This window comes from Halocatena halophila (genome assembly GCA_027563145.1).
Taxonomy (GTDB): Archaea; Halobacteriota; Halobacteria; order Halobacteriales; family Haloarculaceae; genus Halocatena; species Halocatena halophila.
On the sequence record CP071306.1, the window covers coordinates 2,000,128 to 2,012,286 of the forward strand.

Genomic DNA, 12,159 nt, shown 5'->3' on the forward strand with positions numbered 1-12,159 from the left:
CTTACGGAAGAGGACTTACCCTGCAAAAGTTAAATCGCAGTGGGGCATACCATTGACCGTGAGTACGCGCGCGAGTGCACTCGAATCAGTGGTGTTCGGTGTAGACATCCAGAGCGGTGATGTCCGTGGCGACGCGCCGTCGTTCGCCGTGGTTGCGTTCGACGGCACGAACACGGACCGCGATGTCGTTTCATTACGCAAGCTCCGACGACTGCTCCAGCGCGAAGCGCCGGACATACTCGCTGTCGACAATGTCTACGAGCTGGCGGCTGATAAGGACGCCCTCATTCATTTTCTCCGTGAGCTCCCTGCGGAGACGAAACTCGTGCAGGTGACTGGAGACCACGACCCGGAGCCACTCTCAAGAGTCGCCGCGCGCCACGGCGTCGAATACGGCAAAAAGCCGATGAAAGAGGCAGAGGCCACGGCGCGACTGGCAGCCGCAAACGTCGGGCAGGTGGTTCGGGCATTTGGCGATACGATCACCGTGAAAGTAGCCAGGGGACGCGCAACCGGCAGTGGTGGCTGGAGTGAGGACCGGTACACACGCCGCATCCACGGCGCGGTCAAAACGACGGCGCGCGAGGTCGAACAAAAGCTGTCGGACGCTGGCCTCTCGTTTACTGTCGATCGCACCGAGAAATACGGTGGCCTCTCACAGGCCCTGTTCACCGTTTCTGCACGGCCCGAAGATCTGCCGGTAGGTGCGATGCGATCGGGCGACGTTCGCATCGAAATCGAACGCGAGCGCTACGATGGTATCGAGTTCGAACCGCTCGCAAAACGCCGTGATCGTGTCATCGTGGGTGTTGATCCGGGGACGACTACGGGAGTCGCAATCGTTGGCCTGGGTGGAACCGTCCTTGACGTGCACTCGACACGAACTGCGGACACGGCGGCGATCATCGAGTGGATCATTGAGCGTGGCCGCCCGATACTCATCGCAAGCGATGTGACGCCAATGCCTGAAACGGTCGAAAAGTTCCGACGGAGCTTCGATGCGGCCGGCTGGAAACCCGAGCGGGATCTCCCGATCGACCGGAAACAACACCGCACCCGTGACACCGGCTACGAGGATGACCACCAGCGAGACGCGATGGCGGCCGCGCTGTTCGCGTTTGATGCCCATGAGGACCAGCTCTCGCGGATCAGTGCAAAGATCCCAGCACAGCTCGATCGTGGTGCTGTCGCCGAACGCGTGCTTGCTGGGGATGACTCAATTGAATCCGCCGTCGCAACGCTCACCGATGATGGACAATCCGACGATACCGAACAACCACCGGACACCACCGAGCGGACGCCAGAAGAAAAAGAAATTACTCGTCTTACAGAGCGTATTGACCGGCTCGAATCCCACATTGAGTCGCTCGAATCGACGATCGACGAGAAAGAGGAGACGATCGACGCGCTCGAACACGAACTCAGCTCTGTCCGGCGGGACGAACGACTGGCAGTCAAGCGAATGGAGACTGTCACCCGAAAGGAACGCCGGATTGAGGAGTACGAAGGACGGATCGAATCCCAGCGCGAGGAGATTGATTCGCTGACTGCGAAACTCGAACGGCTCAAGGATCTCTGGAAGATCGATCACTCGAACTTCGCTGACGTTTCGCAGAATCGGCAGGGTCTCGTCCCAGTCAAACCAATCGACCAGTTCACTTTGCAAGCGATCGAGCGGGCCGATACTGCCTACGGGCTAATCGACGGCGATGTGCTCTTGCTTCGTGATGCCAGTGGGGCCGGCAAACGGACGGCCAAACGGCTGGCCGAGACTGCCCCTCGAATCGTGCTCAAACGCGGTGGCCTGAGCGACGTTGCGGACACGATTCTCTTTGAGCACGGCGTTCCCGTTGGAAATGCCGAGCACGTCCAAATAAAGGAGATTGATGACCTGGCAGTTGCGCGCGAACACGACGTTGAGGTGGCGATCGACGCCTGGAACGAACGAGCAAAACAGCGCCGCCGCGAGAATACAGCGGCAATGGTTGATCAGCTCATTAGCGAACACCGCGCGAACGAGGGTGAGCCAACAAACGGCTGATTACAACATTCCGCCCATCCCAACCGCTTCGAGTCCGTAACCGATCAATCCGCGGAGCAAGAGCGCCGTTCCGAGGAGTATCAACAACAATCCAGCGGCGACGATCGGACTCTCGATCGCAACGACTGCGAGTCCGATGAGTGCGAGGATGATACCAGCGATGCCGTAGCGTCCAAGTTGCTTGAACATGCTCGCTGTAGCCCCCTGCTAATTGAAAAGGACTCCTGTACGAGCTGCGTGTTAGAATTCGTTGCAGACCGGGATTCCAACCGTGTCGAACTCGTCCATTGCCGCCACCTTCTTGGGCACCTCTGACAGCGAAATCGTCTCGCTGACGATCTTTCCTGGATCAATCTTGCCCGCCTCCATCATGCTGAAAATCTCATCGTACTCGTGTGGCGGCATACCATACGAGCCGTAGAACTCGCGTTCATCCTGTACCATCATATCGATCGGCAGCGGGATCTCACCACCTTCATCAGCAGTCGTCATCCCGATCTGGAGATGTTGGCCGCCTTTATTCAAGGAATTCACCGAATTACGACACGTCTCTTCGATCCCGAGCGCATCGACGCTCACCGCCACGCCACGCGAGCGTTCGGTATAGCCCTTGACTGCCTGTGGAACGTCTTTGACTTCGGCCGCGTTAATCGTGGTTTCAGCGCCAATTTCAGCCGCCATCTCCAGACTGCGGTCGTCGAGATCGACCGCGATTACACGAGCCCCGAGTGCGTCCGCTGTCATGATCGCCGAGAGCCCGACTCCGCCACAGCCATGGACCGCGACCGTGTCTCCCGGATCGATGTCGACCCGGTGGGAAATGCCGTGAAACGCCGTGGCGAACCGACAACCCAGTCCCGCCACGTCGACTGGATCCAGTGAATCTGGGACTTTGATCGCGTTCTGATCGGCCACCCGAACCGGGAACTCTTCAGCGTACGCCCCGGGCTGAAACGAGAGAAACCCCATTGGAACGGACCGCTCACAGATGTTGGCCCGACCCTGCAAACAATGCGGACAGGTCCCGTCGCTCATGTTGAACGGAGCGGTGATCCGATCGCCCTCACTGATGTTCTCAACTTCGGGGCCGACTTCAACAACTTTCCCGCACGGCTCGTGGCCAAAAATCAGCCCCGGCTTCATCATCAGCCCGAGCCAGTCCCAGTCGCCCTTCCAGGCGTGCCAATCTGACCGACAGACGCCACACGCCTCGGTTTCGACGACAATTCCGTCGTCGTCACAGTCCGGCCGATCGACCTCCTCGACCGTCATCGGTTCTTCTGGTCCCTGAAAGACTACTGCTCTCATGTGACTGTATGGAACGATTACAACTGTATAAATCATTGGTGTAAGTTATCAATCACCGCTAACCTGCGGCCACGCTTTTTTCAGTGTGCAAGATTCGATTCGATCGCCCGCCGTTGGTGTGACCAATGGTGGTGTTCGCCACTCGATGGGAGAAACTTAACCGTGCGCCAGTCGAATGACGGAGTATGAGCGATAGTGGGAGTCGCAAGAGCCTGCGAATGCCCGACGACGACGAGGTGTTCGCCGTCGTAACGAACATGCTCGGAGCAAACCGGGTACGGGTACGCTGTATGGATGGCAAGGAACGAACCGCCCGCATTCCGGGTCGGATGCAAAAACGGATCTGGATCCGTGAGGACGATGTCGTTCTCGTCGAGCCGTGGGACTGGCAAGACGAAAAAGCGGACGTGGCCTGGCGATACAACAAGCAGGACGCAGATCAGCTTCGACGGGAGGGACATATCCAGGATATGTAGCATGATCGCAACTACAATGTTCAATGCGTCTCGTTTCGACTGGGTGCCCCACCGCTTTTCGGCCGTGGCCGGACTCCCGCCAGCTGGTGGGTGCCACGGTGTTGCTGGTAGGACATGAGCGACGACTACGGGCTGATTGATTCGGATGCGAGCGCCGTTCCGGGTGACGAGTGGGAAGCAATCGATGTCAGCGACACAGAGTCAGACCGGATCGCCAGAAGGCAAGACCGCGAGTTCCTTTCTTTTCGCAAGCGGATCAAAGACGCAGATCAGTTCAAAGTTGAGGCGTCGGTGTTCGACGACGCCACGTTCGCTGCAATTTATAAGCTAGTTCAGGACGGCTACATCGATGCATTTGGCGGACCCATCTCGACCGGGAAAGAGGCGTCGGTGTACTCGGCGAAAGGTCCTGACGGAACGGTTGCTGTGAAGATCTACCGGATCAACGCCAGCGATTTCCGCCAAATGCGCCAGTATCTCGATGGCGATCCACGGTTCGAGGGAATCGGCAACGACAAGAAGAAGGTAGTTCTCGCCTGGGTGAAAAAGGAGTTCTCAAACCTCGGCCGGGCTCGCGATGCGGGTGTGGCAGTGCCTGATCCGATCACCACCGAGCGCAATGTGCTGGTGATGGAGTATCTCGGTGATGAATCACGTGGCCGGCGACTGGCGGAAGTTGAAATCGAGAATCCACAGACAGCGTTCGAGGTCGTTCGAGAGTATATGCAGCGGTTGTATCGTGCCGGGCTGATTCACGGGGATTTCAGCGAGTACAACGTGGTCGTCCAGAACGGTGAGCTGTACGTCATCGACCTTGGCCAGGCGGTGACTGTCCATCATCCCAACAGCCGCGAGTTTTTAGAACGCGACTGTCATAATGTGGCACGATTTTTCGAAGCGCTCGGCGTGGATGTAACACAGTCGTCGTTACTCGAGTTTGTAACTGGTGTGTAGACAACAACCAGTTCCAGTTCGTCCACCGAATGGTTAATGCGTGATCCGCCATTACACCAATTATGCAGCACGTGACGATACCGCAGGACCGCATCGGCGTGCTCGTCGGTCAGGGCGGTGAAACGATGCGGGAGATCGAGTCGAAAGCAGAGGTTCGGCTCGACATCGATTCTGAAACCGGATCGGTTGCCGTCGAATCGGTCGGTGATCCCGTGCAGGGACTCAAAGGTCCCGACATCGTCAAAGCAATCGGGAGAGGCTTCCGACCGGAAGACGCACTGCGGTTGCTCGAAGACGACCTGATGATGTTCGAGATCGTCGACATCGACGCTGTGGCCCGCAACAAGAACGATCTCCGGCGAAAAAAGGGTCGTCTCATCGGTGAGGATGGCCGGACGCGAGAGCTGATGGAAGAGCTCACCGGCGCGTCGGTCGTGATTTATGGCACGACGCTGGGCATCATCGGCAGACCCGACGAAGTCGAGGCCGTCCGCCGTGGGGCCGAGATGATTCTGGATGGGGCCCCGCACGGTTCGGTGTACTCGTTCCTCGAACGCCGCCGGACCGAAATGAAACAGAACGAACTGAGCTACCACGAGTTCCCCGGGTGAGCATACCTTTTTGCTCACTTCGTTCGTGAACTGAGAGTGGATACGATAGAGCAACGGGAACTCCGTACTTCTTATTTCGATGGTACAATTGATGAGATGATTCCGGAGCGATAGCATTGTGTGCCTGATATGCACACAAAACCCTGCCAGAAACTCGAATCGTCAGATTTCCCGAGATTACACGCCAATGCGAAGGAGTTCGGTCGCCCCTTGCTGGAACTCGAACGGAACGTCGATTCGTGCTGGTTGATAGCCATCTTCTGCTAAAATCTCGATCACGGCATCCAATCGATCGTACGGTTCGGTATCGAGTCCGACGAGCGGAAAAATCCTGACTTCCTCGCTGGCCACGCGACAGAGCTCCCGGATTGCTGTGAGGTGGAACTCGAAATCCAACCGGTCGCCGTACAGAAAGAGCAGGTGTGCAGACAACACCAGCGAGAACGTCTCATCTGCGAACGGCAACGTTGGCAACTGCCCGTAGACGTAGCGTCCCTCGGTCCGTCCCGTTGGATAATCCGAGAGGAACGTCTCAATTGCACGCTCCATCAGTTCGAGCCGGTGGGCAACCGTCCCATAAAAATTCCACTCGAACAGGTCCGCTTTTTCCGGGAGCTGATTCGCAACAGCACCAAAATCGTCCTGAACTCGTCGTTTGAGGACGGCTGGTGGCTGGTCGTAGAGCATGTCTACGCCCGTTATCTCCGCGCCACGATCGGCCGCTTCACGGACGAACGAGCCCGCACCCGACGGACAATCAAGCACCGTTCGATCCGCGAGCGTCTCAATTTCAAGATCGAACATCGCACGATACTCACAGAGTGTGCGGCCGGTGAGGAGAAACTCCGTATCGACGGTGAACTTCTCGTCTGCTTCCATGGACATATTTGTGTATCATTGTACAAATATATGCATGATACAGAGGCGAAGTCGAGTGGTCGTTCGATTCTCACGAGCGCGTTACTGGTGAGAAGCCTCCTTGTGAGTCACAGTAGACTGGTCATCGCCATAGCTGTGATCAACCACGAACGGTGATGTTCCACAAATTTCGGTCTCGATTTCAGGGACCTCCCCCACCAGATCACTGTACTTCTGGTACGCGTCGGTTTCGGCGATTGCAATCAAGAAATCAACGAATTCGTCTTCGTCCGGTTCCTCGAATCCGAGGTCTGTGGCCATATCGCTCCACCAGATGTCAAGCACTGCATAGTGCGATCGTTCGTCGGTTTCCTCAAGGAGGATTGCAAGATCATCTTCGAGGAGTCCTTCGAGACGCGATTTGTGTTCTGGATCATTGTGAAACCACTCCTGTACGTCCGCATTCGTTAGCTCTGGGGATGGTGGGGATGATCCGAACCGCTTTTGCAACCAGCCACGGTCATTTCGGTAGTCCGGTGGAACCAGGAATTTCGGTCGATTCACCGCATCGATGAACATTCCAACGAGCAATCCAGCGATCCCAATCCCTGCAATTACTTGCCCGACAATCATCCCGTCCCCAATCAGGCTATCAGCCACCGCCATCACTCCAATACCGCCAAACAGCAACAGAAATGCCGCGGCTGTCACCGGCCAATTGCGTTTGTTCATCCGCACATTCCGCTTTCCACCACGAGGCTCGGGAACGTGCTCGCCACGCCACACGGCGGGAATCATCGATGCGTACACGAGGACCGAGAGAACGCCAATGCCCACGGCGACCACGATCCCAACGAGCCGAATGATTCCCGATTGAAGCAATATCTCTGACATGTATCTTCGCTTGGTGATTAATAGCTGGTTTATAATAGTCTTATCATACTATGATATCATCCGATTACTATTGTTTGATGGATTCTGACTGTAATCACCAAACAGCGTGAACTCAGGCCGTTTCGGTCATCTCGTTTGAATCGGCTGCGGGATTGCTCACCTCGATTCCTTCGGTTTCAAGCAGCCGTTCCAGCTTCCGTTCGAACTCTGAGTCAGTCAGTTCCCCAGTTGCGTATCGGTGTCGGAGTTCCTCCAGGGGATCACCGTGAAATTCTTTCTTGGCAACTTGACTCGCATCGGTTCTGGATTTTTTGAAGTATTCGTAGAATCGTGCTCCACGATCGATGAGAAAGACGAATAGAAGGATCCAGCCGATCATAACGTGGACCGTGGAAAATCCACCAAACAACAGCACTGCGACCAGAGACATAATCAGGAACTCTCCGACTGGATTTCGACTATACCATTGTTTGATCGCGTTCAATCCATCTGTCATCTCCTTTCACTACTGGATCACAGCAGATAATTGTTGATCAAATTCGTTCTGACTGACCGATCGGTGGTCCGCCGGTAGATTCTTCCCATCGTTCGTTGATATATGGCTATGCCGTACAGTTACGAACCCCACTACTTCGAGGAGATGGACGTCGGAAAAACGTTCGAGAGTGCTGGAAGAACGATCACGGAGGCTGATTTCGTGACACACTCGATGCTGACGGGAGACTGGACCGAACTGCACACCAACACCGAATACGCGGCTGAGGGTCCCTACGGCGAACGGATCGCCCACGGCCCGATGACGTTCATCATGGCGACGGGGCTCGTCCAGCGCTGTGGTTTCGTTGAGCGGACGGTGATCGCGTTTCTCGGAATGAACTACATGGACATTCCGAATCCGCTCTTTGTCGGCGATACGATCACTGCAACGTTCGAAGTGACCGACCGCCGGGAGCTAGAGAGCAGAGACGATGCTGGGCTGGTGGTTATCGATGCCGACGTTCGCAATCAGGATGGTGACTGTGTGTTTGCCGGGGACATGAAGTTCCTCTTTAAACGCCAGTCTTGATCGTGCTGCTGACCGTTCTGATCTGACACAAATATTACTTCTGTTTCTTTCCAGAATAGTAGTTCATGACGAATCAGCGGGCTCGAACGTCGCGGGAACAATGGGGGAGTAGATTCGGATTCCTGATGGCGATGGTCGGCGCGATGGTTGGGGCAGGGAATATCTGGCGGCTGCCCTACGTCACTGGGATCAACGGCGGTGGTGGATTTTTGCTCATCTATCTTCTGTTGTTGTATCTGATCGCCATTCCGGGACTGATGGCCGAAACGCTGCTCGGTCGATACACGAATCGGGGAGTGATCGGGAGTGTTCGTCAGGTTGCCGGCCCTGGTGGCTGGACCGGTGTCGCTGTTGTGGTACTGGTGGTGAACATTGCGCTAATGTCCTACTACGCGCCCATTCTCGGCTGGATTCTCTACTACGTGTATCACTCAATTCTCGGTACGTTCATGCAACCAGGCTTTAACCCGCTCGTATTCTGGACATCGTATACGAACGCGACGGTGTTGGTTATTGCGACGCACACGATCGCCGTCGGACTGGTGGCGATCGTTCTGTTGTTTGGGATTCGTGATGGGATCGAACGGATTGTGCGATGGCTGTTTCCAGCCCTATTAGTTGCGCTTCTCGCAGTGGCAATCCGGAGTTTGACGCTCCCGGGCGCGCTTTCTGGCGTCCGGTATCTGTTCACTCCCAGAATTGAGTTTCTCCTTCGTCCGGCAACGTGGATTGGAGCGCTCGGACAGGCGCTGTTTTCGACCGGACTCGGCTGGGGGATCGCACTCACCTACGGAAGCTATCTGCGCGACCACGACGACGTTGCCCTCGGCGGCGGGTTGTTCACTGCACTCGGTAACACCAGCATTGGCTTGCTTGCGCTGTTAGCCGTGTTTCCAGCGGTGTTTGCCTTTGGCCTCCAGCCCACGGCGGGGTCCAGCCTCACGTTCATTTCGTTGACGTACGTCTTCGGGCAGATGGCAGGGGGGTATTTCTGGGCGATCGTGTTCTATCTCGGCTTTTTCTTTGCGGCGTTTACCTCTGGGCTCGCCATCACTGAAGTGGGTGTCACCACTCTCACCGAGGAGACACGCTTCGGTCGTAACACAGTGGTCGTGCTGTTTTCGGGGGCAATCTGGCTGGTGGGACTTCCAAGCGCGTACTCAGTTGACGTACTCAATCTTATGGATTTCATCTTTGGCACCTGGGGACTCCCGGTGGCTGCGCTGTTGGTCATGCTAGTTGTCGGCTGGAAACTGGGGAGCGATCCCGGACTGGGGCTCGAGTGGGTCCGGCTCGTAGAGCTGAATCGATCCACAGATCTGTACGTTGGCCGGTGGTGGAGCGTGATCGTCCAGTTTGTCATTCCACCAGTGATCGCGTTGATCGTGGTCTACTATGTGATTTCGAATCTCATGAGCCATCCCACCCAGACCGTCGGTGGGGTCGTTCTCATTGGAGCCATCATCCTGGTGAGTGTGCTGGGAATGGCAGTTCTTGAGCGGCCAGGGGCTGATGAGCACGCCAACGGGGGTGGTCAGTGATGGTGCTACCCGCAAGCACGATCGCGGTGTTGCTCATCGCGATGGTCGCATTGTGGGGGGTTGGTGGCTGGGCCCTCGTGCGCTCGCTCGGCGACGAAGAGCGAAAGCTCGAACTGCTGGAGAGACAGGAGACGTTCGACTCCTATTCGCCACGGGTGATGTCAGAACTGCGTGCGTGGATCGAATCGCATCCCGATCACCCGCGTGTCGACGACGCAACAACTGCGTACAATGATTGTGTCGATCGACTTGGCCGTATTGAGGAGACGTTTTACGACTGGGACGAGACCACAATCGACGATCTCGAACGGCTCTGAGACAGGGATTCAATTTCGTGTTACTCCAGTGAGGATAGTTCTAGTTTTTGGAGTCGTTCGATCCGCTCTTTGGGTTCGGGATGCGTTCGAAGGAGCCTGTCGTAGAATTTGGCAGCTCGAGGGTACTCCGTTCGAAGGCTGGTTGGTGGGCGATTGCCATCAGGCCCTAGCATAATTTCGGGCGTAGTATCTCGCTCTGGTGGGAGAAACGAAAATGATGCCATTGTGTCCGGGACGGTTCTCAGGTCCTCACGGTGTTCTTCTTCGAGCGTTCGTATCGCTCCAGCAAGTGGGCCAATGGATCCCATCAGCGCTACTGCCCCGCGATCTGCTGCAAGTTCACGATCACGTGTGAGCAGACGACTGAAGGGTTTTGTTCCATATTCTGCAATCTGACCCAAGGACAATTCTTTGCTCTTGTTGCTGTCTGTTTGTGATAAATCGACGAGAGCTCCCCAGAACCGTTCTGGGATCGTCGCAACCGTCAACACGCCAGTGTCTCGGTGTTTGATGTGCGAACACTCGTGAGCGAGCACCGCCGTCAGTTGCGCATCGTCAAGCACGTGTAATACTGATTCTGACAGAATAATTCGAGCGCTCCTGGGAGTATACCCCGTCGTCATCGCCGTAGGTGTCTCCATAGCAGCGATGACGACGGTTGGTACCGGAATATTGAGCTGCTGAGAGAGTCGTTCAACCGTCCGCAAAACGTCTGGTGGCGGTTCCGCAACCGCTTCGATCTCCATTTGGTGTTGCGGGCGGACAATTTCCGCGATTTGATCGTCGTATCGACGGAACGCTACTGAGACGATGAACAACCAGAACAAGAACGAAACGCCGAGCGTGAGCGAAAACGAGAGCGTCCCCTCACCGCACACCGCAATGAAAATGAATACACAGAGAAACGTGAATGCAATCCCACTCAGTCCACTCACCGTGAGCAGTGCCATCGAGACCACCATCCGAACCAGCAGCCCACGATCGTACGACCAGTCCATACCTATTGCTATAGGACAGTGAACAATTAACATCCATGGACTGTCCTAGGGGACGTGTACCACTGAGAATGGATGGCTCAGTTAGCCACCGTAATCTGGATCCAGTGCTTGTAGTCGCTTAATCCGCTCCTCTGGGTCCGGATGCGTCCGGTACAGTCGGCTCCGCAGCTGAATCACCCGGAGAAACAGTCGGCTCATTGTTCTCGCACCGTTAGCATCGAGAGCAACATCTTCATCGCGCAGCCTGCTGGAAGCGTTCGGGAAAAACGAGAACGCTTCAATCCCGTCACTCCGCGGATCCCTCCCTGAGACACCGTCGAGCGTTCGAATGGCCCCCACCAGGGGTGCTGGACTCCCAATGAGCGCGACCGCACCGCGGTCGGCCACGAACTCCCGCGTTCGACTCACCATTCGTTCGAACACCAGCACGATACCCGCAAACAGTCGCAACAGCCCGTAGTTCTCCGATCGGATCGAATAGCGTTTCTCAACCCCACCACCGAGCCGGAAGGCCCACCGGTGCGGGATCGCAACGATCGTCATTACCACCACATCTCGATTCACGATGTGGGAAATCTCGTGGGCGAGAACGGCACGGAGCTGTTCGTCGGAGAGCTCCTCGATCAGTGCTGTCGTGACGACGATGGTGGTCTGATCGCGAGCGATGCCACTCGTGTACGCCGTGGGGGGTCCATCAGGCGTGATCAACACCGCCGGGGCTGGAATCGACGCCTGGTGGGCCAGTCGATCAACCGTTTGCTGGAGTGCTGGGCTGGCGCGTTCGGCTGGCGTGAGCGCATTCTCAGCAAACTGCCCAACGACCGGTGTGGTGTCAACGGGCGTGTCCAGCACGGTGTTTGCAAGCAGGATAAGCCAGAACGCACCACAGAGCCCAACAACGATCTCGAGCTCACCGGTGCCGACCAACAGCACACCAATCCCGAGGAACAGGAGCGTCGGACCAGCAACGACGAACAATGCGCACACCCCGAGCACACCCACCAGCAACACCATCCGAACCATGAGTGCTCGACTGGCGGGCAGTCTCATGGGTCACACTCATGGAGGGAGCAAAATAAATCCTGGTAGCAACAG

General features: G+C 56.3%; 14 protein-coding genes. 7 read left to right on the forward strand and 7 right to left on the reverse strand.

All coding sequences use genetic code 11. The features are described 5' to 3' along the window. The first annotated feature begins 58 nt into the window (after positions 1-58). Positions 59-2,041: a DUF460 domain-containing protein gene (locus JXQ78_RS10685; protein WP_330630747.1), complete on the forward strand. Its 1,983-nt coding sequence runs from the start codon at positions 59-61 to the stop codon at positions 2,039-2,041. On the opposite strand, the gene JXQ78_RS10690 is transcribed toward JXQ78_RS10685, so the two are convergent. Both JXQ78_RS10690 and JXQ78_RS10695 read right to left on the reverse strand, forming a co-directional pair. Continuing rightward, a complete protein-coding gene (locus JXQ78_RS10690; RefSeq protein ID WP_330630748.1) occupies positions 2,042-2,230 on the reverse strand; it encodes a DUF7470 family protein in 189 nt (62 codons plus the stop codon). A 51-nt stretch (positions 2,231-2,281) separates the two neighbouring features. After that, positions 2,282-3,349, reverse strand: a complete 1,068-nt coding sequence (locus JXQ78_RS10695; protein ID WP_330630749.1) for a zinc-dependent alcohol dehydrogenase family protein — start codon at positions 3,347-3,349, stop codon at positions 2,282-2,284. A 185-nt stretch (positions 3,350-3,534) separates the two neighbouring features. Between JXQ78_RS10695 and eif1A the strand changes: the two genes are divergently transcribed. The 3 genes from eif1A to JXQ78_RS10710 all read left to right on the forward strand — a co-directional run bounded on the left by eif1A (position 3,535) and on the right by JXQ78_RS10710 (position 5,390). Further along, positions 3,535-3,825: a translation initiation factor eIF-1A gene (gene eif1A / locus JXQ78_RS10700; RefSeq protein ID WP_330630750.1), complete on the forward strand. Its 291-nt coding sequence runs from the start codon at positions 3,535-3,537 to the stop codon at positions 3,823-3,825. A gap of 114 nt (positions 3,826-3,939) precedes the next feature. Then, positions 3,940-4,779, forward strand: a complete 840-nt coding sequence (gene rio1 / locus JXQ78_RS10705) for a serine/threonine-protein kinase Rio1 (RefSeq protein WP_330630751.1) — start codon at positions 3,940-3,942, stop codon at positions 4,777-4,779. A 62-nt stretch (positions 4,780-4,841) separates the two neighbouring features. Beyond that, positions 4,842-5,390 (forward strand): KH domain-containing protein, encoded by a 549-nt coding sequence (locus JXQ78_RS10710; protein ID WP_330630752.1) that lies wholly within the window; start codon positions 4,842-4,844, stop codon positions 5,388-5,390. A gap of 177 nt (positions 5,391-5,567) precedes the next feature. Here the strand turns inward: JXQ78_RS10710 and JXQ78_RS10715 are convergent, their stop codons facing one another. The 3 genes from JXQ78_RS10715 to JXQ78_RS10725 all read right to left on the reverse strand — a co-directional run bounded on the left by JXQ78_RS10715 (position 5,568) and on the right by JXQ78_RS10725 (position 7,638). Beyond that, on the reverse strand, positions 5,568-6,269 hold the full coding sequence (locus JXQ78_RS10715) for a class I SAM-dependent methyltransferase (RefSeq protein WP_330630753.1): 702 nt from the start codon (positions 6,267-6,269) through the stop codon (positions 5,568-5,570). A gap of 81 nt (positions 6,270-6,350) precedes the next feature. Further along, positions 6,351-7,142, reverse strand: a complete 792-nt coding sequence (locus JXQ78_RS10720; protein ID WP_330630754.1) for a hypothetical protein — start codon at positions 7,140-7,142, stop codon at positions 6,351-6,353. 112 nt (positions 7,143-7,254) lie between these two features. Beyond that, a complete protein-coding gene (locus JXQ78_RS10725; protein ID WP_330630755.1) occupies positions 7,255-7,638 on the reverse strand; it encodes an SHOCT domain-containing protein in 384 nt (127 codons plus the stop codon). A gap of 108 nt (positions 7,639-7,746) precedes the next feature. On the opposite strand from JXQ78_RS10725, the gene JXQ78_RS10730 reads away from it, so the two are divergent. From JXQ78_RS10730 to JXQ78_RS10740, 3 genes are all read left to right on the forward strand, one after another. Next, positions 7,747-8,208, forward strand: a complete 462-nt coding sequence (locus JXQ78_RS10730) for a MaoC/PaaZ C-terminal domain-containing protein (RefSeq protein WP_330630756.1) — start codon at positions 7,747-7,749, stop codon at positions 8,206-8,208. Between the two features lie 65 nt (positions 8,209-8,273). Beyond that, on the forward strand, positions 8,274-9,749 hold the full coding sequence (locus JXQ78_RS10735; protein WP_330630757.1) for a sodium-dependent transporter: 1,476 nt from the start codon (positions 8,274-8,276) through the stop codon (positions 9,747-9,749). Further along, positions 9,749-10,066: a hypothetical protein gene (locus JXQ78_RS10740; RefSeq protein ID WP_330630758.1), complete on the forward strand. Its 318-nt coding sequence runs from the start codon at positions 9,749-9,751 to the stop codon at positions 10,064-10,066. The genes JXQ78_RS10735 and JXQ78_RS10740 overlap by 1 nt, the downstream gene beginning before the upstream one ends. Before the next feature lie 20 nt (positions 10,067-10,086). On the opposite strand, the gene JXQ78_RS10745 is transcribed toward JXQ78_RS10740, so the two are convergent. Further along, on the reverse strand, positions 10,087-11,064 hold the full coding sequence (locus JXQ78_RS10745; protein ID WP_330630759.1) for a M48 family metalloprotease: 978 nt from the start codon (positions 11,062-11,064) through the stop codon (positions 10,087-10,089). An 81-nt stretch (positions 11,065-11,145) separates the two neighbouring features. Next, positions 11,146-12,114, reverse strand: a complete 969-nt coding sequence (locus JXQ78_RS10750; RefSeq protein ID WP_330630760.1) for a M48 family metallopeptidase — start codon at positions 12,112-12,114, stop codon at positions 11,146-11,148. Positions 12,115-12,159: the final 45 nt, after the last annotated feature.

Bases quoted from the DNA above. Each gene is read 5' to 3' on its own strand.
- JXQ78_RS10745 (WP_330630759.1), bottom strand. From the start codon at position 11,064: ATGGACTGGTCGTACGATCGTGGGCTGCTGGTTCGGATGGTGGTCTCG.
- JXQ78_RS10735 (WP_330630757.1), top strand. From the start codon at position 8,274: ATGACGAATCAGCGGGCTCGAACGTCGCGGGAACAATGGGGGAGTAGA.
- JXQ78_RS10695 (WP_330630749.1), bottom strand. From the start codon at position 3,349: ATGAGAGCAGTAGTCTTTCAGGGACCAGAAGAACCGATGACGGTCGAG.
- JXQ78_RS10690 (WP_330630748.1), bottom strand. From the start codon at position 2,230: ATGTTCAAGCAACTTGGACGCTACGGCATCGCTGGTATCATCCTCGCA.
- JXQ78_RS10715 (WP_330630753.1), bottom strand. From the start codon at position 6,269: ATGGAAGCAGACGAGAAGTTCACCGTCGATACGGAGTTTCTCCTCACC.
- JXQ78_RS10730 (WP_330630756.1), top strand. From the start codon at position 7,747: ATGCCGTACAGTTACGAACCCCACTACTTCGAGGAGATGGACGTCGGA.
- JXQ78_RS10725 (WP_330630755.1), bottom strand. From the start codon at position 7,638: ATGACAGATGGATTGAACGCGATCAAACAATGGTATAGTCGAAATCCA.
- eif1A (WP_330630750.1), top strand. From the start codon at position 3,535: ATGAGCGATAGTGGGAGTCGCAAGAGCCTGCGAATGCCCGACGACGAC.
- JXQ78_RS10720 (WP_330630754.1), bottom strand. From the start codon at position 7,142: ATGTCAGAGATATTGCTTCAATCGGGAATCATTCGGCTCGTTGGGATC.
- rio1 (WP_330630751.1), top strand. From the start codon at position 3,940: ATGAGCGACGACTACGGGCTGATTGATTCGGATGCGAGCGCCGTTCCG.
- JXQ78_RS10710 (WP_330630752.1), top strand. From the start codon at position 4,842: ATGCAGCACGTGACGATACCGCAGGACCGCATCGGCGTGCTCGTCGGT.
- JXQ78_RS10740 (WP_330630758.1), top strand. From the start codon at position 9,749: ATGGTGCTACCCGCAAGCACGATCGCGGTGTTGCTCATCGCGATGGTC.
- JXQ78_RS10750 (WP_330630760.1), bottom strand. From the start codon at position 12,114: ATGAGACTGCCCGCCAGTCGAGCACTCATGGTTCGGATGGTGTTGCTG.